Source organism: Streptomyces sp. NPDC053427 (genome assembly GCF_044544985.1).
Classification (GTDB): Bacteria; Actinomycetota; Actinomycetes; order Streptomycetales; family Streptomycetaceae; genus Streptomyces.
In genome coordinates this window covers 158,187-179,961 of the sequence record NZ_JBITYA010000013.1, presented here as the reverse complement: position 1 = coordinate 179,961, position 21,775 = coordinate 158,187, and the positions used below count along the sequence as shown (strand labels likewise).

Here is a 21,775-nt window from a genome sequence, read left to right as displayed (position 1 = left end):
ATGCACTTGCAGCGGGGGTCGGACGACGAGGATATTAGCTCTCCAGAGGACTCCCCGCCCAGACCCGAAAAGCCCTCCGCGGAGATCGTGATGACCACACATCCGGCCGAGACCGTGCACCACACCCTGCGGGAGGAGACGTGTGACGACACTTGGTGGATGCCCGGCCCCAACGGCTTCGCCGCCTGCGCCCTCAGCCCCTCCGCGCGCACCGTGGCGGAGGCCCGTCGCTTCACCCGGACGACTCTCGAGGGCTGGCAGATGTGCCCCGGCATCGCCGAGGACGCCGCGACGGTCGTCTCCGAACTCGTCACCAACGCCCTGCGGTACGGCGCCGCCGACGGCGATCCCGACGACGTCTGCTCCGCCTGGCTCGCGCTGACCCGGCAGGAGACCACCGTGCTGTGTGCGGTCTCGGACGGCGCCAGCAGCGCGCCGGTCGTCCGCCCCCACGACGAGCTCGCCGAGTCCGGGCGTGGACTGCACATCGTCGACCTGCTGAGCGATTCCTGGGGCTGGACGCCGCCCGACCGGCTGGGCAAGACCGTCTGGGCGACGGTACCGAGGCGCGGCTGACGACCCGTCGGCAACCCGTGGATCCGATCTCCCTGCGCCGCTTCCGGGCGGCCGCGCGGGCGGCCGCGCGGGCGGCCGCGCGGGCGGCCGCGCTTCGACCAGCAGCGCCGTACCGTCCGGCCCGACGTTACGGCACCGCTCTTGCGTGCCAGGTGCCACGCGTCCTGGACGCACTCGGCGACGTCCGGCGGGAGAAGTCCGCACCACGCACGTCAGGCCTCGCCGCGGAGAAGATAGTGGTTCCTGATGGTCGACGTGTCGGCGAACGGGCCGGTGCCGTAGGCGTGCAGCGCGATGGCGATCTCGGCGGTCGAGGGGTCCTCCTCGACCGACTCGTCGAAGTCCCGGCCGGCAGCGGCGAGTTGGCGTAGCACGCCGTACTGGCAGGCCTTGGCCAGCCGGTCCGCCTTCACGGCCGACAACGTCACCCCGCGCCGCAGCTGGACATGGACGACCGGCCGGGCCTCCAGCTCACCGCCCGCGTCCAGTGCCAGACAGAACCCCTCGATCAGTCCGGCCAGCGGATTTCCTGCGTACAGTCCGTGTGCGACGTCCTGCGGATGGATGGTGGCCCCCAGAGAAGAGTTGGTCGGATCGGCCGTCCGTACCGGAACAGCCGCGACGAACGTGGTCAGCGTTCCCCCGCCGCTCCTGTCCCTACGGCGTGCCGCGGGAGCCGCGGAACTCACCGAGGGCGCTCCGGCGATCTCCGCGGGACGGTGGCGACGGGCCATCGGCCGCCGGGCCACGGCATGCACACCGGACGGGCCGCCGAGCGGATCGCGCGCGGCGGTGAAGGCGCGCGGCAACCCCTGTCGTGCGTGTCTGCCCATGACACGAGGTCCCCCAGACCCGATCGGCGGGTGCGTCACCGACATACTCGGGCCCGGACCCGGGGGCGTCATGAGTGCGGCTACTCACCTGTCCGGGTGAGTACCCCGGCCGAGCACCCTCCGTCGGATCACGGACGGAGCCGCCGCCGTACGTCATGGAGACCGCACCCCCGTACGGCCGTGTCCGAGGCTCCTCCAGACCGAGGCCTGGCTCATGGAGAACCTGGAGGACGTCGAGAACCAGTGACCTGAGCCGGAGACTCTTCGGCGGTGCGCCCCTCCATGACGGTGCTTCCTGAGCGGGCGTTAGTCGCGCGTGAACGAAACAACAGCGGGTCGGTAGCGGGGCACGTGAGGATGGGGACATCCGACAAAGGGGCGGTGGGCATGCGGCCCGGTCCCCGCTGTCCCTGAACGAAACGAGGAGCAACCGTGAACCGCACCCATATCGCTCGTATTCGACGCGCTGCGCTCACCGCGGCTGCCGGTGCGGCGCTCGCGGCGACCGTCACGGCCTGCGGCCCGGCCGACGGTAGTGGGTCGGCCTCCACCGACGACGCCGCGGCGTCCGCCAAGGCCACCGCCCCGTCGGCGAGCGATGCACCCCAGGGCGCCTCCGGCGGCGGCAAGTCGACCGGTTCGCCTTCGAACGGGAGCGCGCCGGCGAAGGGCGGTTCGTCCTCGTCGGGCGGCGGGTCGGCCCCGTCCGGCGACAAGAAGGGTTACGGGCAGGCCTGCGGGGCGAACGATCTGAAGTTCTCGGCGCGTTCCGAGAGCCAGGCGGGCGGCTACATCCTGCTCTCCGCCCGCGCCAAGCCCGGAATCACCTGCACGATTCCCAGCGGACTGCCCTCGGTCTCGTTCGGCTCCAAGGGCATCGAGGCGACCAACGCCGAGCAGGCGGTCGGCCCGGCGATCAAGCTCAGCGGCTCCACGACGGTCTACGCCGGGGTCAACCCCAAGACCACCAAGGACAACGGCGGCACCCAGTTCACGTTCCTCATCGCGGCCATCGGCACGTCCGACCCGAACCCGGCGAGCGTCTCCACCGGCCCCGTCACCGTCGACAAGCCCATCGTCACCAACTGGCACACCGCCCCCAGCGAAGCCGTCCCCGGCGACGGCACGGACAACTGAGATCGCGCAACGCCGGTTGGGCGCAAGGTGAGCGTGTGGACCCGGTGCAGGTCGCGGATGTCGGCCGTACGGCACCCAGCCGACCGCCCCGGGACCCCGCTGCGCCCCGGACTACGCGGGGCACCGGCCCGTCCGCTGTCCAAGGAGGTGGACCTCGCCGGGTCCGGCGCGGTCGGCGACGGCGATCAGCAGGTGCGGCCTACGTAGTGCGCGCCCTGAATCTTGCGTGCGGAGCCGAGCCACGACCTGCCGGGGCCGACGCACCGCTCGTAGTCGGCCTGCCAGGCCACTTTGACCTTGATGACGACGTGCGAGCCGTCGGAGGTGCAGTGGTTGTAGAAGGCGTCGGAGCCGGTTTCGTAGAAACCGCAGGGGGCGGCGGCCGCCGGTGTGGCGGTGGCGACTCCGGCGGTGGCGCTCATCAAGATGGTGGCCAGGACGGTCGGGATGAGGCGGCGGACACGCATGGGCAGCTCCTCCTGTGAAGGCTCCTTGGCCAACTGGCACTGGGGTACGGGGCGTTGGCCAGGGTCGTGGGTCTCGACGCGGATCACAGTAAAGGGCGACATTTCGCCGAAACGATTCTGCCGGCCATCGACCACTCACACGTGTTCCCCTTGCCCGGGGAGCACGGGCGCGCACATGATCCAGGGCACGGCGCATCGCGAGGGCGTCGGGCGGCCGTTCAGGTGTCGGGCCGACAGTGCAGGTGGCAGGCCGAGCGTGGTCCGGGCGCCGCCGGTCGGGTGGTTCCGTGAGCCACCCCGGCGCCGGGCCCTCGATGTGCGGCCGTTCGGGGCCGCCGCAGCCGCTGGTGCCCACGGCCGTCGGCGCCGACACGAGGGCGGCGGTCACGGCCGTGGACCCGTTCGCCGGGAATCGGCGGCTTGCGCTTCAGCCGGTGGCGAGCGGACGCCTGCCGTGCAGGTCCTGGGAAACGTACCGCCCGGGCTGCCCGGCGAGCTTCAGGGTGAAGGCGGAGAAGACCCTCTTGCCGTGCACGGTCCTGGGGGCCGAGAGGGTGACGGTCGCCTTCAGCGGCTTGTCGGCGCAGGTGTCCAGGCACCAGGTGCCGGTGACGGTTCCGGTACCGACCGCCCTCCTCGCGCTCCACTGCTTCCAGTGGACGCCATGGGCCGAGGTGAATTCGGAGAGCACCAGGTGCTGGGGGCTGCGCTCGGCGTGGCCCTTGTCGGCGTGCTCCTCGCCGTAGTGGTTCATGACGTAGGGGGTGGCGGCGGAGTGGGCGGGGACGGCGGCTGCCGCCTGCGCGGTGGCGAACGTGCCGAGGACGGCGGCGCCGGCCAGGGCGGCGGCTCCCGCGGCCGTCTTCCTGCGCCGGGTCGTGCTCGGGGTGCGGTTCATGGCTCTCGCTCCGGTTCGTGGGGGTCGGTCGTCGCTTCAGAAGCTACGGCCGACGCCGCTCCTCGGCCCGTCGGGCAGGTAACAGCCGCCCCTCGACGGTTGTTACCTGCCCTGCATACGGGCGTACGGACCGGGCGCGGGCGGCGGCCCGACGGATGAGCCCTACGGCTCGCGCGGGCCGGGCCCGGTGCCCTGCCGGCCGTCCGGGAGACCGAACGCGTCCAGCAGCCGCTCGGCGGCCAGCGTCGCGGTGATCGTGCCCTCGCGCACCTCGTGCTCGATGCCGGGCCCGAGGCGGCGCACCTCCGGGTGTTCCTGGAGGCGGTCGATGAGCCGTTCGCGCACCATCGACCAGGTCCAGTCGACCTGCTGGGCGCGGCGGCGCTCGGCCAGGGCACCGGTGGAGTCCAGCAGGGTGCGGTGCTGCTCGATCCGCTCCCAGACCGCCTTCAGGCCGGTGCCCTCGCGGGCGCTGCAGGTGAGTACGGGCGGGGTCCAGGCGGCGTCCGGTGGCTGCAGCAGCCGTAGCGCGCCGGCCAGTTCGCGGGCCGCGGAGCGGGCGTCCCGTTCGTGCGGACCGTCCGCCTTGTTGACGGACACCAGGTCCGCCAGCTCCAGAACGCCCTTCTTGATGCCCTGGAGCTGGTCGCCGGTGCGGGCCAGGGTCAGCAGCAGGAAGGTGTCGACCATATTGGCCACGGCGGTCTCGGACTGGCCGACGCCGACCGTCTCCACCAGCACGACGTCGTAGCCGGCCGCCTCCATGACGACGATGGACTCGCGGGTCGCCCGCGCCACCCCGCCCAGCGTGCCGGACGTGGGGGAGGGGCGGACGAATGCCGCGGGGTCCGTCGCCAGCCGCTCCATCCGGGTCTTGTCACCCAGGATGGAGCCGCCGGTGCGGCTGGAGGACGGGTCGACGGCGAGCACCGCCACCCGGTGTCCCAAACCGGTCAGCAGCGTGCCGAGGGCGTCGATGAAGGTCGACTTGCCGACGCCCGGCACCCCGCTGATGCCCACCCGCCGGGCCGCACCGGAGTACGGCAGCAGCCGGACGAGCAGCTGCTGGGCCGCCGTGCGGTGGTCGGCGCGGGTGGATTCGACCAGGGTGACGGCGCGGGCGATCCAGGCCCTGGAGCCCGCCCGTACCCCCTCGGCGTACCGTTCGACATCGATCGTCGCAGGCATGACCCCCCGATCAGAGCTCGTGGCCGAGGACCCGCGCCAGGTCCTTCACCAGGTCGTGGGCGGCATCGGGAATGACCGTGCCGGGCAGGAAGACCGCGGCCGCGCCCATGTCACGCAGCGGCTGGACGTCCTGCGGCGGGATCACCCCGCCCACCACGATCGTGATGTCCTCCCGGTCCTCGGCGGCCAGCGCCTCGCGCAGCGCGGGCACCAGCGTGAGGTGGCCCGCGGCCAGGGACGACACCCCGACGATGTGCACGTCCGCCTCCACCGCCTGGCGGGCGACCTCCCCCGGAGTCTGGAACAGCGGGCCGACATCGACGTCGAAGCCCAGGTCGGCAAAGCCCGTGGCGATCACCTTCTGGCCGCGGTCATGGCCGTCCTGGCCCATCTTGGCCACCAGGATGCGCGGCCGGCGTCCCTCGGCACGCTCGAATGCCGCCACCAGGTTTCGGGTCCGCTCGACACCGGAGGTCGGGCCCGCTTCGTCTCGGTACACACCGGAGATGGTACGGATCTGGCCCGAGTGGCGTCCGTAGACGGCCTCCAGGGCGTCGGAGATCTCGCCGACGGTCGCCATCGCGCGCGCCGCGTTCACCGCCAGCGCGAGGAGGTTGCCCTCAAGTCCCGCTCCGGGACCGGACTTTGCGGCCTCCGTCAGCGCCCGCAGGGCGTCCTGGCAAGCGGCCTCGTCGCGCTCCGCGCGCAGCCGCTTCAGCTTCTCGACCTGCTGGGCGCGCACCGAGGAGTTGTCGACCTTGAGGACCTCGATCTCCTCGTCCGTCTCGACGCGATACTTGTTGACGCCGATCAACGCCTGCCGCCCCGAGTCGATCCGCGCCTGCGTACGGGCCGCGGCCTCCTCCACGCGCAGCTTGGGGATGCCCGCGTCGATGGCCTTGGCCATGCCGCCGGCCGCCTCGACCTCCTCGATGTGCTGCCAGGCCCGCCGCGCCAGATCGTGCGTGAGCTTCTCCACGTACGCGCTGCCGCCCCAGGGGTCGATGACCCGGCAGGTGCCCGACTCCTGCTGGAGGAAGAGCTGGGTGTTGCGCGCGATCCGGGCGGAGAAGTCGGTGGGCAGGGCGAGCGCCTCGTCGAGGGCGTTGGTGTGCAGGGACTGGGTGTGGCCCTGCGTCGCCGCCATCGCCTCCACGCAGGTGCGAGTGACGTTGTTGAAGACGTCCTGCGCGGTCAGCGACCAGCCCGAGGTCTGCGAATGGGTGCGCAGCGAAAGGGACTTGGGGTTCTTCGGGTCGAACTTCTGGACCAGCCGCGCCCACAGCAGCCGGGCCGCACGGAGCTTGGCGATCTCCATGAAGAAGTTCATGCCGATCGCCCAGAAGAAGGAGAGGCGAGGAGCGAAGGTGTCCACGTCCATGCCGGCGGCCATGCCCGCGCGCAGATACTCCACCCCGTCGGCGAGGGTGTACGCCAGCTCCAGGTCGGCCGTCGCGCCCGCCTCCTGGATGTGGTAGCCGGAGATGGAGATGGAGTTGTAGCGCGGCATCTTCTGCGAGGTGTACGCGAAGATGTCGGAGATGATCCGCATCGAGGGCTGCGGCGGATAGATGTAGGTGTTGCGGACCATGAACTCCTTGAGGATGTCGTTCTGAATGGTCCCGGCCAGCTTCTCGGGCGGTACGCCCTGTTCCTCGGCGGCCACGATGTAGAGGGCGAGTACGGGCAGCACCGCGCCGTTCATCGTCATCGACACGGTCATCTTGTCCAGCGGGATGCCTTCGAAGAGCTGCCGCATGTCGTAGATCGAGTCGATGGCGACGCCCGCCATGCCGACGTCGCCGGTGACGCGGGGGTGGTCGCTGTCGTAGCCGCGGTGCGTGGGCAGGTCGAAGGCGACCGACAGGCCCTTCTGGCCGGCGGCGAGGTTGCGCCGGTAGAAGGCGTTGGACTCCTCGGCGGTGGAGAAACCGGCGTACTGGCGGATCGTCCAGGGCTGGTTGACGTACATGGTGGGGTACGGACCGCGCAGGTACGGCGTGATGCCCGGGTACGTGCCCAGGAAGTCCAGGCCGTCCAGGTCCGCCTCGGTGTACAGCGGCTTGACGTCGATGCCCTCCGGGGTCTCCCAGGTCAGGTCCTCGACGCCCTTGCCGGTGGCCTGCTGGACGGCGTCGGCCCACCCGGCGGCGTCGGCCGCGGCATCGGGCGTGCCCAGCTCGACGGTGCTGAAGTCCGGGATGGCGCCCAGGCGTTGCGTAGCGTCGTTCATCACGCCACCTCCATGACATCCAGGGCCGAGGACAGCACCTCGACCGCGTCGCAGCCCGTGAAGACGAAGGAGTCCACACCGGCCGTTACGAATTCTTCCCGGCGCTCGCCGGGCTTGCCCGCCAGGTGAGCCTGCCGCGCCCCGGCGGTCTTGAGGGCGGCCGCCACGGCCGCCGCCTGCTCGCCGTAGACCGCATCGCTCGCACACAGGCAGGCGATCCCCGCGCCGCTGCGGGCGAACGCCTCGGCGGCCGACTCCGCATCCACCGCCTCCTGGACGGTCTCGATGCCGCCCGCCTGGAAGAGGTTGGCGGCGAAGGTCACCCGCGCGGTGTGCGCCGCGACCGGGCCCAGCGCCGCCAGGAAGACCTTCGGCCGCTCCCCGGTGGCCGCCAGGTGCGCGTCGGAGCGCGACCGCAGCCGCTCGTACGCGTCATCCCTGCGGACCCGCGGCAGCCCTCCGCCGCCCAACGGCGCGGGGGCCGGCTCGCGATGCACGGGCGGCTCGGCCAGATGCGGGAACTCGCTGACGCCGGTGATCGGTTCGCGGCGGTGCGCCAGCTCGCGCGAGCGCCGCTCCCACGTCCCCGCCAGCCGCTCGGCGAGCATCCCGGAGCGCAGCGCCGCGGCCTGACCGCCTGCGGCCTCGATCTCCTGGAAGAACGCCCAGGCGGCCTGCGCCAGTTCGTCGGTGAGCCGCTCCACGTACCAGGAGCCGCCCGCGGGGTCGATCACCTTGGACAGGTGCGACTCCTCCAGCAGGACGGACTGGGTGTTGCGGGCGATCCGGCGGGCGAACGCATCGGGCAGGCCCAGCGCCGCGTCGAACGGCAGCACCGTCACCGCGTCCGCGCCGCCCACGCCGGCGGACAGCCCGGCGACCGTGGTGCGCAGCATGTTCACCCACGGATCGCGACGGGTCATCATCACCGTGGAGGTGACCGCGTGCTGGCGCTGCGCGGCCGCGTCCGGCGAGGCCCCGCAGACCTCGGCGACCCGCGCCCACAGGCGGCGGGCGGCGCGCAGCTTGGCGATGGTCAGGAACTGGTCGGCGGTCGCGGCGTAGCGGAACTCCAGCTGCCGGCAGGCGTCGTCGATGCCGAGACCGGCCGCCGTCAGCTCCCGCAGGTAGGCGACGCCGGTGGCCAGTGAGGCGCCCAGTTCCTCGGCGGTGGAGCCGCCCGCCTCGTGGTACGGCAGCGCGTCCACGGCCAGCGCCCGCAGCTTGGGCGTGTCGGCGGTGCAGCGCTCCGCCAGCCGGGCGGCCGCCGCCAACTGGACGCGCAGCGGGCCGTCGTCGCCCGTACGGGCCAGCAGGCCGAGCGGGTCGGCACCCAGGTTGCCGGACGCCTCGGACAGCGGCACCCCGGAGGCTTCGTACAGCCGCAGCAGTTCCTCGGCGGCACCGGTGAAGTCGGCGCCGGGGTCCAGGACCACGGCGGCCAGATCCAGATAGACGCCGTTGAGCGCCTGCGGCAGCCCGGCCACCGGGATCCCGCCGTCCCCGACGATCAGCCACAGCGAGGTGACACCGTTCTCGAGGTCGGCGAGGACGGATTCGTTGGCGCGCTCGGGATCGGTATAGGCATGGCGCTGGCGTACGTCCCACCCGGCGACGGCCGTGCCCTCGGGGCGGCCGGCCCGTACGAAGGGCGGGAAACCGGGGTGGCCGGCGGCGGCCGACGCGTCCTCGGCGGTGTACAGCGGGCGGATGCGGATGCCGTCCTGGAGGTCGGTGGCGAGCGCGTCCTCGGCGGCGGCACCGGCGGCTTCTGTGACGCCCGATTTGCGCAGCACGCCTTCGACGAGGCGCTGCCACTGCTCTCGGTCCACGTCCGGGAATGCGGCGGCCAGGGGGAGTTCGGGGGACTCGGCGGTCATGGCAGCAGGCTAGGCGAACGACCGTTAGCCGGAGCAGGGTCTCCCGCTGTGACCTTGCACTCTTTGGCCTGGCGTTTGTCCGTATTCGGGTCGACATCTCGCGGACGGCGGGCCGTCATCGCGTCGGGCGGGGCCGGTGGGGCGCAGGTGCCGGGCGGTGATCGTCCCGTTCTGTACCGTGGGCGCGGCACCCTCCCCAAGCTCTTGAGGAGCGGGGGGACCCCCAGAGGAGCGAGATGTCCAGGCTGCCGCTCACCCGCACCGCGATCGCCGCCGTGCTGCTCCTGACCGCCGCCCTGCTCCTGTGGCTCCTGCCGCGGCCCGCCGCCCCGGACGGCAGCGCCGCCTGCACCGGCCGCCGGATCGCCTCCTGGTCCGCCGATACCGGACACACCGCCGCATTCGCCCGCTACGGGGACGACAACAGCCGCGTCGACGACTGGACCGGCGGCGACGGCACCCACTCCGTGCGCCTCCCCGACGGCCGAAGCCTCTGGCTCTTCTCCGACACCTTCCTGGACCGGGTGCAGCCGCCGCCCAACCCCCAGGGGCAGCCCTACCGCTGGCGGACCGCCGACCGCGGCGGCATCCCCTACCTCCGCCACAACTCCGCCGTCGTGACGTCCCGTTCGGGCCGGCCGGAGCGCACCCTGACCGGCGGCACCGCGGCCGACCCCGGCCCCCTCTTCCCGGACCCGCCGGGCGGCGGCTGGCGCTGGCCGGTGCACGCGAGCGTGGAGCCCCGTACGCCGGGCGCCCGGGAGAAGGTCGTCCGCGTGCTGCTGTGGAACCGCGCCCCCGGAACCGGTCCATGGATCTTCGGCGTGCCGCGCGCCACCGAGGTCGCCACGCTCTCGCTGCCCGGTCTGCGGCTGGAGGGCATCACGGAGACCGTCGGCCGAACGTCCGTCGCGGACCCGGGGCGACGGGTTCTGTACGGGACCGCGACGGTCACCGACGGCCCCTGGACGTATGTCTTCGGCGGCGACGACCCGCCGTCGTCACCGGCGTCCAGCGCCTATCTCGCCCGCGTCCCGGTGGGGCGGCTCGCCGATCGCGCCCACTGGCGGTTCTGGGACGGCGCCCGCTGGCAGCGGCGGGCCGGGCGGACCGCGCCGGTGCTGCGCGCGGGCGGGCGGCGCGGCGTCGGCAGCGCCTTCAGCGTCGTCCGCGACGGCCGGACCTGGGTGCTGTTCACCATGGACACCGGGGGCGGCGGCACGGCGGGGATGCGGACGATCACCGGCTACTGGTCCTGCTCGCCCCGCGGCCCCTGGCACGGCCCGGCCGGCCGCCTCACCCCGCCCCGCCCGGCCGACACCGATCCGCAGTACGTGGCCGCCTACAACCCCCAGGCGCATCCCGAATTCACCGCGTCCGGACGGCTGCTGCTCAGCTACGACGTCAACCGGCTCGGCCCGGGGCCGGCCGACCCGCATGTCAACGGGAACGTGGCGCTCTACCGGCCGCGGTTCCTGCGGGTGCGGCTGGCGCCGGTCACGCGGTGAGGGAACTCAACGCCGCGAACTCACCTTCGCGACGGTGAGGGAACTCACCTCCGCGAACTCACCTCCGCGAACTCAACTCCGCTTCTTCTCCCGCCAGTTACGGGCCGCCTCGTCGATGTCGAAGGGCGTCACCCGGAGCGGCGGGCCTTCCAGCGGTGTACGCAGGGCTTCGCGGATCCGTTCGTTGACGGCCGTCAGAATGCGGCGCAGGGCCGCCTCGGTGGGGGCGTTGGACGCCGCCTCCAGCGCGTCCTCGGCCTCCTTGCGCAGCACCAGCGACGGCGGCAGATACGAGAGGTCCTCGCGGCGCATCTTCTCCTTGATCCACCACAGCTCGTCGTACGGCTGATCCAGGTGGGGCAGCGGCTTGCCCGCGCCGGCCAGGCGTGCGAAGTCGCCGCGCTCGGTGGCCTCGCGGATCTGCTTGTCCACCCAGCTCTCGAAGGGGACACCTGGGGGCTTGCGCTCGGTCATCGCTACGTCTCCCGGGGGGTGTGGGGCCGTCCGGTCCTGGCGGCTCCGCCGCGGCTCACGCGGGGGCCTGTCTTCACACTAACGCGCCCGCCCCGCGGCGTGGGCCCTCAGTCCGAGGGCCGCGGCGTGGTGGTGTTCGGGCTCGGCTGGACCACCGGGAAGGCGTTGTTGCCGCCGCAGACCATGGGGCCGACGCGGACGCCCTCGCCCACGACCGTGACGGTCACCTCGCCCGGCGGCTTGTCCCCGGGGACGCGGGCGTTGGCCGCCGTACACACCAGCTGGTTCAGCGAAGCGGAGTCCAGCAGCTTCGCGTTCATCGGCAGCGTGAGGGCGACCCTGCCCCGCCCGGTGGTGGCGAGCAGCCGGCCGGGGAACTTCGGCAGCACGCTGGAGAGGCCGCGTTGCCGCTCGGCGTGGTTCGGGCCCTCCATCAGCATCGCGATCGCGTTCTGGGGATCGACCGGTGCCTTGGCGGGGCGGGTCGCGGAGCGCAGTCCGTTCGGGCCGTAGAAGAACAGCTGGACATCGGCGGCGGGCTGGCCGGGGGACTTCACGCCGGTGGCGGGCTCCCCGGCGTCGATCACATCCGTGGGGGCGATCCCGCAGGCGCTCAGCGCACCGGCCAGTGCACCGGCCAGCAGGCCGGCGCCGAGGCCGCCCGCCAGGATCCGCCGGGTCCGCGCGCCGAGCACGGTGGTCAGGGCGTTCATGCGTCGTCCTCTTTCCCGGCCCCGGGACCGTCGGCGTCCCGGCCGTCGTCCGCGGCGGTGTGCTCCGCGGCCCGTCGCAGCGGCAGTTCCACGGTGAAGACCGCGCCGCCTTCGGGGCAGTTGGCGGCGCGCAGGGTGCCGCCGTGCAGCCGTACGTTCTCCAGCGCGATGGCCAGGCCCAGGCCGCTGCCCTCCGACCGGGCGCGCGCCGAGTCGGCCTTGTAGAAGCGGTCGAAGACATGCGGCAGCACCTCGGGGTCGATGCCGGGCCCGCTGTCGGCGATCTCGATCAGCAGCCGGTCGTCGCCCGGCTCCGGTGCGTGCAGCACCACCCGCACCGGCTCGCCGCCGTGATGCAGGGCGTTGCCCACGAGGTTGGCGACCACCACATCCAGCCGCCGCGGGTCGAGCCGGGCCCGTACGTCCTCCGGCAGCTCGGCCGTCACCCGCCGCTGCCAGGCCCTGGCCTGCAGCGTCTTACGGATGGTCTCGGCGACGTCCACCTCGTCCGGATGCAGCGCCGCGGCCCCCGCATCGAACCGCGAGACCTCCATCAGGTCCTCCACCATCCGCGCCAGCTTCCCGGTCTCCTGGCTGATCAGCCGGACCGCGGAGGCGGTGTCGGGGTCGAGGGACTCGGCGTCCTCGTCGAGGACGTCGGTGACCGCGGTCATCGCCGCCAGCGGCGTCCGCAGCTCGTGCGAGACATCGGCGGCGAACCGCCGGGAATTGGCCTCCAGCCGGCGCAGCTCCGCGACGTTCTGCTCCAGCTCCGCCGCCATGTCGTTGAACGTCATGGAGAGGTCGGAGAGTTCGTCGGTGCCCTTCACCTCCAGCCGGGTGTCCAGCTTGCCCTCGGCGAGCCGCCCGGCGGCCTGCCGCAGCCGCCGTACGGGACGCAGCACCCCGCGCGCGGCGAGCAGCGCCGGGATCACGGCCAGCGCGAGCACCGGCAGCGCGCCGCCCCGGGCCGCGTCCACCAGCGCCTCGACATTGGCCTCCTCGGCGCTGAGCGGCAGCTGGGCGTAGATGGTCAGGGCGGAGGCGTTGCCGTCGGACTGCCGTACCGGCATGCCGATCAGCAGCCAGGGATCGCCGCTGCGGTCGATGCGCTGGAAGACCGGCACATGCCGCTTCTCCACCGAGTCCCGCAGGCCGGCCGGAACCGTCACGCCGCCCTGCAGCGTGCTGTCCTCGCTGTCCGGGACGCCGTTGTAGTGCACCGAGATGTCCCAGTCCCGGGAGGTGCCCGAGCGCTCCAGCTGGACCCGGAAGAAGTCCAGGTCCGACTGGGACGGCGGCACCGGGAGCTCCGGTGCCAGCGAATTGATCTGCGCCCGCAGGTCGTTGACGGCGATGTCCTGGGAGCGCTGGAGGATGGCGTTACGGGCCTCGCGGTACGTCAGACTCGCGGTGGTCAGCGCGCTCACGGCCGCCACCAGCACGAACGCGACGACGAGCCGGGCGCGCAGCCCGCGCAGCCGGGTGGGCACAAGACGGGTGGGCAGCAGACGGCCCAGGCGGCTCACAGCGGCCCGAAGCGGTAGCCGAAGCCGCGCACGGTCTGGACGTAACGGGGGCTGCGCGGGGTGTCCTCTATCTTCGTCCGCAGCCGCATCACACACGCGTCGACCAGCCGGGCATCGCCGTGGTAGCTGTGCTCCCACACGTGCTCCAGCAGCTGCTGGCGGCTGAAGACCTGCCCCGGGGTGGCCGACAGGAACAGCAGCAACTTCATCTCCGAGGGGGCCAGCGCCAGATCCTGGCCGCCCTTGCCGACCACCAGACCGGCCCGGTCGATGGCCAGCGCCCCGTACGTCTCGACGGGCGCCGGGCCCGGTTCCGTACCGGCCGCTTCGCCGTTGGCGGGCAATGCGGTGCGGCGCAGCACCGCACGGATCCGCGCCTCGAGGACCTCGCCCCGGGCGGGCTTGACGATGTAGTCGTCCGCACCGGCCTCCAGCCCGAGCACCACGTCCAGATCGTCGCCGCGGGCGGTGAGCATGATGATCGGCAGCTGCCGGTCGGCGCGGATCAGCCGGCACACCTCGAAGCCGTCCTTGCCGGGCAGCATCAAGTCCAGCAGGACGATGTCCGGACGGAAGCCGGGCAGCACATCGAGGCCTTCTTCGCCGCTGGCCGCGGCCGCCACCTCGTGGCCGCGCCGCCGTAGTGCGAGGGTCACTCCGTCCCGTACGGCGGCGTCGTCCTCGATCAGAAGTACACGTGGCATGGGTCCAGTATCAATAAGTTTCATGATGGATCCGTAACAGGAGCAGCCTGTCCGCCCTCCCCTGCATCTGTCCTGGTGCAAGGCGGCGCGTGCGGCGGCACCGCGGCCGCGGTACGCACACGGGCATCGGGTGAGGGACGGGGTTCACATGGCACGGCGCTTCGGCATCCAGGGCGGGATCATAGGAGTGGTCGCGGCGGCGGCCGTGTCACTGTCCGTTGCGGGGATTCTCGCGTTCGCTCAGCCCGGTGCCACCGTAAAGGCCAGCGCAGATACCGTCGACTCGGGAGGCAAGGACGGCCGGCAGGGGGCCCGGACCGCGCCGGTGAAGTCGTCGATCGTGCACGCCTCGGACCGCCCCGGCCGCAGCCTCAACATCACCATCGACGACGGCCCGGACCCGGTCTGGACCCCGAAGGTGCTGGAGGTCCTCAAGAAGCACGGCGTCAAGGCCACCTTCTGCATGATCGGCCCGCAGGCCGCGGCCCACCCGGACATCGTCAAGCAGGTGGTGGCCGCCGGGCACAAGCTCTGCAACCACACCATCACCCACAACACCGGCATGGACCATCGCCCGCAGAGCTACCAGTCGCAGGAGATCCTCGGCGCCCAGAAGATGATCGAGAAGGCGGCGGGCGGCGCCGTGGTGGAGTACTACCGCGCCCCTGGCGGCGCCTTCACCCCCTACAGCCGTCAGCTCGCCGCCGACCACGGCATGCGCCCGCTGGGCTGGAACGTCGACAGCAAGGACTTCGAGAGCGGCAGCGTGGAGGCGATCGAGTCGACGGTGCGCGGCGAGCTCTCCAACGGGCCGACGGTGCTCTTCCACGACGGCGGCGGCAACCGCGCCAGGACCGTCGAGTCGCTGGACCGGCTGCTGCCGTGGATGGCGCAGCAGGGCTACGGGTTCGGGTTCCCGCAGCGATAGCCGGGCCGCCCGGGGCGGCGCGGGCCGCCCCGGATCCTCGGTGGCTCAGGCCGCCCCGAACAGCTCCGTCAGGCCGCGCTCGACGGCGCGCTGCGTCTGCTCCTGGCCGGCGGGCACGGCCGCGTACGAGCGCTCCAGGAACAGCCGGAGCTCCGCGGTCTTCATCTGCACCATGGCGACGCCCTCGTCCGCGTGGAACTCCATCACCGTCCGGTCCGGGCCGTACGGCCGTATCCGCACGTCGCCCCGCCCGGCGGGCCCGCGCAGCCCCTCGTCCAGCAGCTCGCGGGCGAACGCCCAGTCCACCGCGGAACCGTCCAGCGAGATCTCCGGCGGGAAGGACATCCTTACGGCGAGCGGGTCGGCGGGCCGGTACTGCAGCACGGCGGGCACCGCGTGCGGGCCGGGGGCGGTCGCGATGAGGCGGACCTGCACGGCATGGTCGATGACGCTGGGCATCGCGGCTGCTCCCTCACGGCTGTCGGCCTCGGATGCGGGCCTGGACATGGCTCGTTCAGTTCGTCCTGTAGGACGGCGGGGCGGCGCTCGCCGTGCACGTGACAGAGGGAACTGCCTGTGTGATCTGTGTCACCTTGCGCGCGGGGGTGCGAGGCGGGCCGCCGCCCGGACGGCCCGCGGAACGGCCGGGGCGCCTACGCCGCCGTGTGGAACAGCGCCGCCGCCTCGCCCCGTGACTCCACCCCCAGCTTGGTCAGGATGTTCGCCACATGGAACTTCACCGTCGACTGGCTGATGTGCAGTTCCTCCGCGATCATCCGGTTGCGGTGGCCGAGCGCGAGCCGGGCCAGCACCTGCAACTCCCGTTCACCCAGGGCGGTCAGCGGATCGGGCACCGGATCCTGGGAGGCGCTCAGCGGGATCGTCGCGGAGACCGTGGACCCCCACCCGGGCACCGCATCGACGTCCAGCCGTCCGTTCAGCACGTCGAGCCGGTCCCTCAGCAGGCCGGGGGAGAGGGCGCACGGGGTGAGCGTGCCGGGCCCGTCGTCGCGTACCGTCGCGCGCAGTTCGCCGTCGGCGATGCCCCAGCCGATGTGCACCCGGCTCACCTCCTTCTGCTCCAGCACCTTCAGCAGCACCGCCCGGACCGTCGCCCGCGCCGTGTGCGCCACATCGGCGGGCAGCGTCCGCGGGGAGTCCGGCGCGGCCAGCTCGAGCCGTACGGGGCTGTAGCGCACCAGCGGCCGCAGCGAGTCGGCGAGCCGGGCGAATGCCTGCCCGGCCGGTTCCTCGGCGAGCTCCTGGTCCCGCTCCGCGTCCGCGCGCAGTGCCACCAGCGCGGAGACGGCCAGATCCGTGGCGGTGGCGCGGGCCGCCGCATCGTCGAGGTTCCGGCTGCGCAGCACCCCCAGCAGTGCGGTGAGCGCGGCGGAGTACCCCTCGCCCAGCTCGGCGATCACCCGGGCCCGGGTCCCGGCGGCGGTCCGCGAACGGGCCAGCGCCCCGGGCATCGCCTCGATCGCCAGCCGATCGAAGTGGCTGGTCACCACGTCCCACAGCGCCTGTACGAGGGCGAGCGCCGGCTCAGCGGCCGGCGCGGCGGCCGCCTTCCGTACGAGCAGCAGAACGGCGCCCCGCGGCGTCGCATGGCTCGTCACCGCGAGCACCGGCCGCTCGGCCCCGGCGAGGTCGAGGACGCCCTGCCACGGCCGGCCGGGCCTACCCGAGGCGAGCAGCGGCGCCAGGTCGGCGGTGGTGAGCCGGTCGACGATTGCCGGGTCGCCGTGCGTTTTGAACGGCGAATGCGCGCAGTGCGTGGACAGTTCCGCCGCCGCCAGGTGCGGGATCGGCTCGGCCAGGACCGAGGAGAGCCGGGGCAGGATCTCGCCCAGCGGCTGGCTGATCACCTCGTAGGCGGCGGTCAGGGCGGGTATCGATCCGGATCCGGTCAACTCCATACGAGGCAGCCTAATCGGCGGCCCGGGGCGGAAGCTGGCCTTTTGGCCAGGTAGGACTGTTCCGATGGCTGGCCGTTGCACCCCGTGCCACCGGCCAGGCTTGTGTCAACAACCCACCGCTTCCACCACATCGAACGGGGAGACCGCCATGCGCGCGATCATCTACAACGAATTCGGCGGCCCAGAGGTGCTCACCTACGGGCACACCGACAAGCCGGCACCCGCGCCGGGCGAGGTGCGGGTGAAGGTGGTCACGGTCGGCATCAACCCCCTGGACTACAAGCGGCGTTACGGGTGGGTCGAGGAGTTCTATCCGACGACGTTCCCCGCCGTGCCGGGCCTGGAGTTCGCCGGGGTCGTGGACGCGCTCGGCGACGGCGTCACCGAGTTCGCCGTCGGCGACGAGGTCTTCGGCTGGACCAGGACGGGGGCGTACGCGGAGTACGCCCTCGCGGGCGACATCGTCCGCAAGCCCGCCGAGCTCTCCTTCGCGGCCGCCGCGACGCTGCCCGTCGCCGGTGAGACCGCTCAGCGCGTCCTGGACGAGCTCGGCCTGAAGAGCGGCGAGACGCTGCTCCTGCACGCCGCGGCGGGCGCGGTCGGCCAGGTGGCCGTGCAGCTCGCGGTGGCCCTGGGCGCCACCGTGATCGGCACCGCCTCCCCGGCCAACCACGACTTCCTGCGGGCGCTGGGCGCCGTCCCCGTGGCGTACGGCGAGGGCCTCGCCGACCGCGTACGGGAGGCCGCCCCGCAGGGGATCGACGCGGTCTTCGACGCGGCCGGCCATGACGCACTGCCGGTGTCGATCGAGCTGCGGGGCGGCACCACCGACCGCATCGTCACCATCGCCGATCCGAATGCCGCCGATCACGGGGTGCCGTTCTCGGCGGGCGGCACGCCGCCGGAGGTGGTCCGTGCGGGGCTCGCCGCGCAGGCCCGCCTGGCCGTCGAGGGCCGGCTGACCGTCCCGGTCGCCGAGACCTTCTCGCTCGCCGAGGCCGCCAAGGCGCAGGAGTTGAGCGAGGCGGGGCATGTCCGCGGCAAGCTCATCATCGAGATCTGAGCTACCGCTCCCTCGCCGCGGTACGTGGGGCCCCGGGATGCACCAGGAACTCCTCCAGGATTCCCGGGGCCGCCGACGCGGCGAGGGCCGCGGCGTCGTCGGCGGCGAGGTCGGGGAGGCGATAGCCGTCCTCGCCCGCCGCGACCGCCGCGGTCAGCGTGACCAGCCCCGCCCGCCGGGTGAACGGTGAGGTCGAGAACGTCCAGGCGGCTATCGCCTCGCGCTGCAGGGCGAGGGTGTCGCGGCTGAAGGTGCCCGAGCGGACGACCAGGTACCGGCCGTGTATGCCGTGGCCCAGACTGCGGTACGCGTCCCGTGCCAGCCACAGCACCGCGGCCGTGCCGACCACCGCGTAGATCCAGGCGCAGTGCAGCAGCACGGGCGTGAACGCGGCCCCGAGGCCGGCGAGTACGGCCGTACCGGGCAGCACCGCGAAGATCAGGCCGCGCACCCGCCGGCGGCGCAGGGCGACCCGGGGGTGCGGCGTCAACTCCGTGGCGGGGAACGGGGACCGCAGGGCGCCGCCGGCCACCCGCAGCGCCTCCCGGCGGGGCGCGGGCGGCAGCAGTCCGCTGCGACTGCGGTTCTCCTCGCGGTTGCCGAGGCCGCCCGCCACCGCGCGGACCAGTGCGCCGCCGCCGGCCCGCAGCAGCAACGGTTCCCGTACCAGCACACCCCTCAGCCGGGCCCGTTCGATGGTGACGGAGCGGGTGGTGAACAGCCCCCGGCGCACCCGCAGGGTGCGTGCGTCGGCCCACTCCAGGCGGTAGCTCCACCAGTTCTCGACGTAGAGGACGACCGCGCCGACCGAGCCGAGGGCCAGGACGGCGAGCAGCGCGGCCGGGATCGTCAGCCACAGCATGCTCGCGCCGAATTCGGTGAACGCCCGCTGGACGAAGCCGATTCTCCAGGCCTCGATCCCGATGCCGTCCAGCACGCGGTAGACGGATCCGACCGCCACGAACACGCCGCCGACGACCCAGAAAGTGAGCGGGGCATAGCGCAGCCAGCGCCAGTTGATGCGGGCCAGCACCGGGTCCTCGGCGCTCGTCCCGGCGCCTGCGCGGGCCATCAACTGCGCGCGCAGCCGGTCCGCTTCGGAGACCTTGAGCGCCTCCAGCGACAGCTCGCTGCCGCCGTCCCCGGAGCCGGCCGTACCGGCCCGCAGCACGGTGACGCCCAGCAGCCGGTGGAGCGGGCTCGCGGTCAGATCGACGGTACGGATGCGGTGCAACGGCACGCTGCGCAGCCGCCGGGTCAGCAGCCCGCTGCGCACCTCGAAGCTGTCGTCGGTCACGCGGAAGTCCGTACGCGCCCAGCGGATCAGACCGATCGCGGTGACGACGGCGAAGGACGCGGCGATGACGAGGAGGGTGCGCCACGCGCCGGTGGTGATCCGGCCCCCGGTGGCCAGCGCCGTCAACGCCAGCGAACCGAGCGGCGCCGCCATCCAGCCGCAGTGCACCAGCAGCGTACGGGGGTCGAGGCGCTGCCAGCGGACCGCGTGGGCAGAGGTGTGGGTCCGGGTGTGGGAGCGGCCGGTCATGCGGCATCCCCCGGTACGTCCTGCGCCGCCTCGCCGATCCGCCGCGAGAGCTCCTCGGCGTCCGCGTCCGACAGTCCCGCGATCTTGATGTCGCCCGCGGTGGACGCGGTGGTGACGGTCACCGTCGCCAGCCCGTACCGCCGCTGTATGGGGCCGCGCACGGTGTCCACCGTCTGCACCCGCGACAGCGGCGCGATCCGCCGCTTCTGCCAGAACCAGCCGCCCGCCGCGTACACCGCGCGCTCGCCCAGCTCCCACGCGTGCACCGCATACCGCCACCGCGGCATCAGCGTGAGATAGCCGAGGGCGGGCAGCACGAGCACGACCAGCAGCAACGGGCCCAGCCACGGCAGCGCGCCCGGGAAGAACAGCGCGCTGAGCGCCGCCATGACGAGCGCGGTGAGCAGCATCGGACCGCTGAGCGTGAGCAGCGCCTGCACGGTCCACCAGCGGCGGGCCCGGGGATCGACGCGATGGCGGGGTGGGCGCAGGAGCGGGGCGGTGTGCTCGGGCATGCAAGGTCACCGTTTCCAAGTCAGCTGTATTGAGTAGCGTTACGTTATAACGGTACAAGCGACTTGTAAAAGCGCGCGCGGAGACGACGGACGCCGCCGCCGACGAGCGAGTCGGCAAATGAGACGACATGCGGGACGACCAGCAGGACGACCTGCGAAGGGAAGGGAAGCCGTCCATGCCCAAGAAGGTGGACCACGAAGCCAGGCGTCAGGAGATCTCCGAGGCGCTGTGGCGGCTCGCGAGCGCCCGGGGTCTGGACGGCGTGAGCCTGCGCGATGTCGCCGCCGAGGCCGATATCTCGCTCGGCCGGCTGCAGCACTACTTCCGCACCAAGGACGAGATGCTCGCCTTCGCCCTCCAGCACATCAACCGCCTCGCCGACCGCCGGATCCGCGAACGCATCGCGGCCCTGCCCGGGGAGCCGTCACCGCGCGAGGTGCTGCGCGCCTGCCTGTCCGGGATGCTGCCGCTGGACGAGAAGAGCCGCATCGGGACGCTGGTCGGCGCGGCGTACTTCCAGCGTGCCGTGCACGACGAGGCCCTGCGTGCCGAGGCCAAGGAAGGCATCCCCCAGCTCCGCGCCTTCTTCGCCGACCAGCTGCGGCGCGCTGCGGAACGCGGTGAACTCCGGCCCGACCGGGCTACCGAGGACGAAGCCATGCTGCTGATCAGCCTGGCCGACGGCCTCTCCACCTACGTCCTTCTGGACGTGCACGGTCCCGAGCGGGCGATGCGCCTGATGGACCTGCAACTGGCCAACCTCTTCGGCGGCGAGGAGCGGCCGGCCGACCGCTGACCGCCCGGCATCTGCCCGCCCGCCCCGGCGGCTTCCGCATCCTGTGCCGATCGGGCGCGACGCCGCGTCGAGGGAGGCGCCGGGCCCCTTCCGCTTCTTCTGCGCCTCGCGTCCTACGCCTCGCGCAACAGGGCGGCGAGATCGGCGTCGACATCCAGATGCCGCGCCTCGTCGCCCTTGTCGACGACCGCGTACGACCGGATCAGAAACAGCCGCAGATCCCGCGCCTCGAACTGCACCAACGCCATCCCGCCGGCCGTATGGAACTCCACCACGACGCCGTCGATGCCGCACGGCCAGATGTGCACATCCCCCGCCCCGGCGGTCCGCCGCAGCCCCTCCGCCAGCAGATCGCGCCCGAAGGTCCACACGACCTCGGCGCCGTCCAGCGAGGCGGCGGGCGGAAAGACCAGGTGCACCGCGTAGGGATCGGTGCGGTCGTAGCGAAGGGCTGCCGGAATCACCCGCGACTGCGGTGCGGTCGCGATGAGACGGGCCTGAACGGCTTGCTCGATGACGGTGGACATCGCCGGCTCCCTTACGTTCGGTGCGGTTCCTTGCCTGTACAACGACTAGGACGCGCGTGTCATCTCGACCGTGCATCGCATTCCTGCGTGACCTGCGTCACCACTCTTCGAATGCGAGGATATGCCCTCTTTACGCATGCGAAATGCAAGCATTGCCGCGAAGGTCCGAACCTATGTGAATCGCTGGGCCACGCCGCCCTTGCCCCAGTGCATCCCGGCGGGACGGGTGGAGTTGCGCGCCCGCCCCGCCTGCACCGGCCTGCCCCGCCACTGCGGCAACTGCCGATCCCGGCGGTGTCCCAGGACGCACCGGCGGTCTGGACGGGCCCGGCACGCTGGG

At 72.6% G+C, this 21,775-nt stretch carries 21 protein-coding genes; 6 read left to right on the top strand and 15 right to left on the bottom strand.

The genetic code is table 11. The features are described from left to right. The first annotated feature begins 90 nt into the window (after window positions 1-90). On the top strand, window positions 91-576 hold the full coding sequence (locus ACIGWZ_RS32280) for an ATP-binding protein (RefSeq protein WP_400070267.1): 486 nt from the start codon (window positions 91-93) through the stop codon (window positions 574-576). A gap of 212 nt (window positions 577-788) precedes the next feature. Here the strand turns inward: ACIGWZ_RS32280 and ACIGWZ_RS32275 are convergent, their stop codons facing one another. Then, window positions 789-1,409, bottom strand: coding sequence for a hypothetical protein (locus tag ACIGWZ_RS32275; protein ID WP_400070266.1), 621 nt, complete (start codon window positions 1,407-1,409; stop codon window positions 789-791). A gap of 432 nt (window positions 1,410-1,841) precedes the next feature. On the opposite strand from ACIGWZ_RS32275, the gene ACIGWZ_RS32270 reads away from it, so the two are divergent. Further along, on the top strand, window positions 1,842-2,546 hold the full coding sequence (locus ACIGWZ_RS32270; RefSeq protein ID WP_400070265.1) for a hypothetical protein: 705 nt from the start codon (window positions 1,842-1,844) through the stop codon (window positions 2,544-2,546). 185 nt (window positions 2,547-2,731) lie between these two features. On the opposite strand, the gene ACIGWZ_RS32265 is transcribed toward ACIGWZ_RS32270, so the two are convergent. The 5 genes from ACIGWZ_RS32265 to ACIGWZ_RS32245 all read right to left on the bottom strand — a co-directional run bounded on the left by ACIGWZ_RS32265 (window position 2,732) and on the right by ACIGWZ_RS32245 (window position 9,212). Further along, entirely contained in the window at window positions 2,732-3,013 is a 282-nt protein-coding gene (locus ACIGWZ_RS32265) for a DUF6355 family natural product biosynthesis protein (protein ID WP_400070264.1), read from the bottom strand. A 427-nt stretch (window positions 3,014-3,440) separates the two neighbouring features. Further along, entirely contained in the window at window positions 3,441-3,911 is a 471-nt protein-coding gene (locus ACIGWZ_RS32260) for a hypothetical protein (protein WP_400070263.1), read from the bottom strand. A 162-nt stretch (window positions 3,912-4,073) separates the two neighbouring features. After that, entirely contained in the window at window positions 4,074-5,099 is a 1,026-nt protein-coding gene (meaB, locus tag ACIGWZ_RS32255) for a methylmalonyl Co-A mutase-associated GTPase MeaB (protein WP_400070262.1), read from the bottom strand. A 10-nt stretch (window positions 5,100-5,109) separates the two neighbouring features. Next, window positions 5,110-7,332 (bottom strand): methylmalonyl-CoA mutase, encoded by a 2,223-nt coding sequence (gene scpA, locus ACIGWZ_RS32250; protein WP_400070261.1) that lies wholly within the window; start codon window positions 7,330-7,332, stop codon window positions 5,110-5,112. Beyond that, the gene (locus ACIGWZ_RS32245) at window positions 7,332-9,212 is read right to left on the bottom strand and encodes a methylmalonyl-CoA mutase family protein (RefSeq protein ID WP_400070260.1); all 1,881 of its coding nucleotides are present in this window, start codon (window positions 9,210-9,212) and stop codon (window positions 7,332-7,334) included. Before ACIGWZ_RS32245 ends, scpA begins: the two co-directional genes overlap by 1 nt. Window positions 9,213-9,448: 236 nt before the next feature. On the opposite strand from ACIGWZ_RS32245, the gene ACIGWZ_RS32240 reads away from it, so the two are divergent. Further along, the gene (locus tag ACIGWZ_RS32240; protein WP_400070259.1) at window positions 9,449-10,720 is read left to right on the top strand and encodes a DUF4185 domain-containing protein; all 1,272 of its coding nucleotides are present in this window, start codon (window positions 9,449-9,451) and stop codon (window positions 10,718-10,720) included. A gap of 72 nt (window positions 10,721-10,792) precedes the next feature. Here the strand turns inward: ACIGWZ_RS32240 and ACIGWZ_RS32235 are convergent, their stop codons facing one another. The 4 genes from ACIGWZ_RS32235 to ACIGWZ_RS32220 form a co-directional block, all read right to left on the bottom strand. Beyond that, window positions 10,793-11,194, bottom strand: coding sequence for a DUF1992 domain-containing protein (locus tag ACIGWZ_RS32235; RefSeq protein ID WP_400070258.1), 402 nt, complete (start codon window positions 11,192-11,194; stop codon window positions 10,793-10,795). Between the two features lie 107 nt (window positions 11,195-11,301). Continuing rightward, window positions 11,302-11,907, bottom strand: coding sequence for a hypothetical protein (locus ACIGWZ_RS32230; protein WP_400070257.1), 606 nt, complete (start codon window positions 11,905-11,907; stop codon window positions 11,302-11,304). Then, window positions 11,904-13,436: an ATP-binding protein gene (locus ACIGWZ_RS32225; RefSeq protein WP_400070256.1), complete on the bottom strand. Its 1,533-nt coding sequence runs from the start codon at window positions 13,434-13,436 to the stop codon at window positions 11,904-11,906. Before ACIGWZ_RS32225 ends, ACIGWZ_RS32230 begins: the two co-directional genes overlap by 4 nt. Then, on the bottom strand, window positions 13,433-14,140 hold the full coding sequence (locus tag ACIGWZ_RS32220; RefSeq protein ID WP_400070255.1) for a response regulator: 708 nt from the start codon (window positions 14,138-14,140) through the stop codon (window positions 13,433-13,435). Before ACIGWZ_RS32220 ends, ACIGWZ_RS32225 begins: the two co-directional genes overlap by 4 nt. 148 nt (window positions 14,141-14,288) lie before the next feature. Between ACIGWZ_RS32220 and ACIGWZ_RS32215 the strand changes: the two genes are divergently transcribed. Then, window positions 14,289-15,068 (top strand): polysaccharide deacetylase family protein, encoded by a 780-nt coding sequence (locus tag ACIGWZ_RS32215; RefSeq protein WP_400070254.1) that lies wholly within the window; start codon window positions 14,289-14,291, stop codon window positions 15,066-15,068. A gap of 45 nt (window positions 15,069-15,113) precedes the next feature. Here the strand turns inward: ACIGWZ_RS32215 and ACIGWZ_RS32210 are convergent, their stop codons facing one another. Together ACIGWZ_RS32210 and ACIGWZ_RS32205 are read right to left on the bottom strand one after the other, a co-directional pair. Continuing rightward, a complete protein-coding gene (locus ACIGWZ_RS32210; protein WP_400070253.1) occupies window positions 15,114-15,527 on the bottom strand; it encodes an SsgA family sporulation/cell division regulator in 414 nt (137 codons plus the stop codon). Window positions 15,528-15,721: 194 nt separating this feature from the next. Further along, window positions 15,722-16,987: a LuxR C-terminal-related transcriptional regulator gene (locus ACIGWZ_RS32205; RefSeq protein ID WP_400070252.1), complete on the bottom strand. Its 1,266-nt coding sequence runs from the start codon at window positions 16,985-16,987 to the stop codon at window positions 15,722-15,724. 148 nt (window positions 16,988-17,135) lie between these two features. On the opposite strand from ACIGWZ_RS32205, the gene ACIGWZ_RS32200 reads away from it, so the two are divergent. Continuing rightward, window positions 17,136-18,050, top strand: a complete 915-nt coding sequence (locus ACIGWZ_RS32200; protein WP_400070251.1) for an NADP-dependent oxidoreductase — start codon at window positions 17,136-17,138, stop codon at window positions 18,048-18,050. A gap of 1 nt (window position 18,051) precedes the next feature. Here ACIGWZ_RS32200 and ACIGWZ_RS32195 read toward each other — a convergent pair whose 3' ends face one another. Both ACIGWZ_RS32195 and ACIGWZ_RS32190 read right to left on the bottom strand, forming a co-directional pair. Continuing rightward, window positions 18,052-19,596 (bottom strand): PH domain-containing protein, encoded by a 1,545-nt coding sequence (locus ACIGWZ_RS32195; RefSeq protein WP_400070250.1) that lies wholly within the window; start codon window positions 19,594-19,596, stop codon window positions 18,052-18,054. Next, the gene (locus tag ACIGWZ_RS32190) at window positions 19,593-20,111 is read right to left on the bottom strand and encodes a PH domain-containing protein (protein WP_400070249.1); all 519 of its coding nucleotides are present in this window, start codon (window positions 20,109-20,111) and stop codon (window positions 19,593-19,595) included. Before ACIGWZ_RS32190 ends, ACIGWZ_RS32195 begins: the two co-directional genes overlap by 4 nt. Window positions 20,112-20,239: 128 nt before the next feature. On the opposite strand from ACIGWZ_RS32190, the gene ACIGWZ_RS32185 reads away from it, so the two are divergent. Further along, entirely contained in the window at window positions 20,240-20,908 is a 669-nt protein-coding gene (locus ACIGWZ_RS32185; RefSeq protein ID WP_400070248.1) for a TetR/AcrR family transcriptional regulator, read from the top strand. A 113-nt stretch (window positions 20,909-21,021) separates the two neighbouring features. On the opposite strand, the gene ACIGWZ_RS32180 is transcribed toward ACIGWZ_RS32185, so the two are convergent. Beyond that, entirely contained in the window at window positions 21,022-21,435 is a 414-nt protein-coding gene (locus ACIGWZ_RS32180) for an SsgA family sporulation/cell division regulator (RefSeq protein WP_400070247.1), read from the bottom strand. Window positions 21,436-21,775 lie beyond the last annotated feature (340 nt).

Bases quoted from the DNA above. Each gene is read 5' to 3' on its own strand.
- ACIGWZ_RS32280 (WP_400070267.1), top strand. From the start codon at position 91: ATGACCACACATCCGGCCGAGACCGTGCACCACACCCTGCGGGAGGAG.
- ACIGWZ_RS32275 (WP_400070266.1), bottom strand. From the start codon at position 1,409: ATGGGCAGACACGCACGACAGGGGTTGCCGCGCGCCTTCACCGCCGCG.
- ACIGWZ_RS32265 (WP_400070264.1), bottom strand. From the start codon at position 3,013: ATGCGTGTCCGCCGCCTCATCCCGACCGTCCTGGCCACCATCTTGATG.
- ACIGWZ_RS32260 (WP_400070263.1), bottom strand. From the start codon at position 3,911: ATGAACCGCACCCCGAGCACGACCCGGCGCAGGAAGACGGCCGCGGGA.
- meaB (WP_400070262.1), bottom strand. From the start codon at position 5,099: ATGCCTGCGACGATCGATGTCGAACGGTACGCCGAGGGGGTACGGGCG.
- scpA (WP_400070261.1), bottom strand. From the start codon at position 7,332: ATGAACGACGCTACGCAACGCCTGGGCGCCATCCCGGACTTCAGCACC.
- ACIGWZ_RS32245 (WP_400070260.1), bottom strand. From the start codon at position 9,212: ATGACCGCCGAGTCCCCCGAACTCCCCCTGGCCGCCGCATTCCCGGAC.
- ACIGWZ_RS32240 (WP_400070259.1), top strand. From the start codon at position 9,449: ATGTCCAGGCTGCCGCTCACCCGCACCGCGATCGCCGCCGTGCTGCTC.
- ACIGWZ_RS32235 (WP_400070258.1), bottom strand. From the start codon at position 11,194: ATGACCGAGCGCAAGCCCCCAGGTGTCCCCTTCGAGAGCTGGGTGGAC.
- ACIGWZ_RS32230 (WP_400070257.1), bottom strand. From the start codon at position 11,907: ATGAACGCCCTGACCACCGTGCTCGGCGCGCGGACCCGGCGGATCCTG.
- ACIGWZ_RS32220 (WP_400070255.1), bottom strand. From the start codon at position 14,140: ATGCCACGTGTACTTCTGATCGAGGACGACGCCGCCGTACGGGACGGA.
- ACIGWZ_RS32215 (WP_400070254.1), top strand. From the start codon at position 14,289: ATGGCACGGCGCTTCGGCATCCAGGGCGGGATCATAGGAGTGGTCGCG.
- ACIGWZ_RS32210 (WP_400070253.1), bottom strand. From the start codon at position 15,527: ATGCCCAGCGTCATCGACCATGCCGTGCAGGTCCGCCTCATCGCGACC.
- ACIGWZ_RS32205 (WP_400070252.1), bottom strand. From the start codon at position 16,987: ATGGAGTTGACCGGATCCGGATCGATACCCGCCCTGACCGCCGCCTAC.
- ACIGWZ_RS32200 (WP_400070251.1), top strand. From the start codon at position 17,136: ATGCGCGCGATCATCTACAACGAATTCGGCGGCCCAGAGGTGCTCACC.
- ACIGWZ_RS32195 (WP_400070250.1), bottom strand. From the start codon at position 19,596: ATGACCGGCCGCTCCCACACCCGGACCCACACCTCTGCCCACGCGGTC.
- ACIGWZ_RS32190 (WP_400070249.1), bottom strand. From the start codon at position 20,111: ATGCCCGAGCACACCGCCCCGCTCCTGCGCCCACCCCGCCATCGCGTC.
- ACIGWZ_RS32185 (WP_400070248.1), top strand. From the start codon at position 20,240: ATGCGGGACGACCAGCAGGACGACCTGCGAAGGGAAGGGAAGCCGTCC.
- ACIGWZ_RS32180 (WP_400070247.1), bottom strand. From the start codon at position 21,435: ATGTCCACCGTCATCGAGCAAGCCGTTCAGGCCCGTCTCATCGCGACC.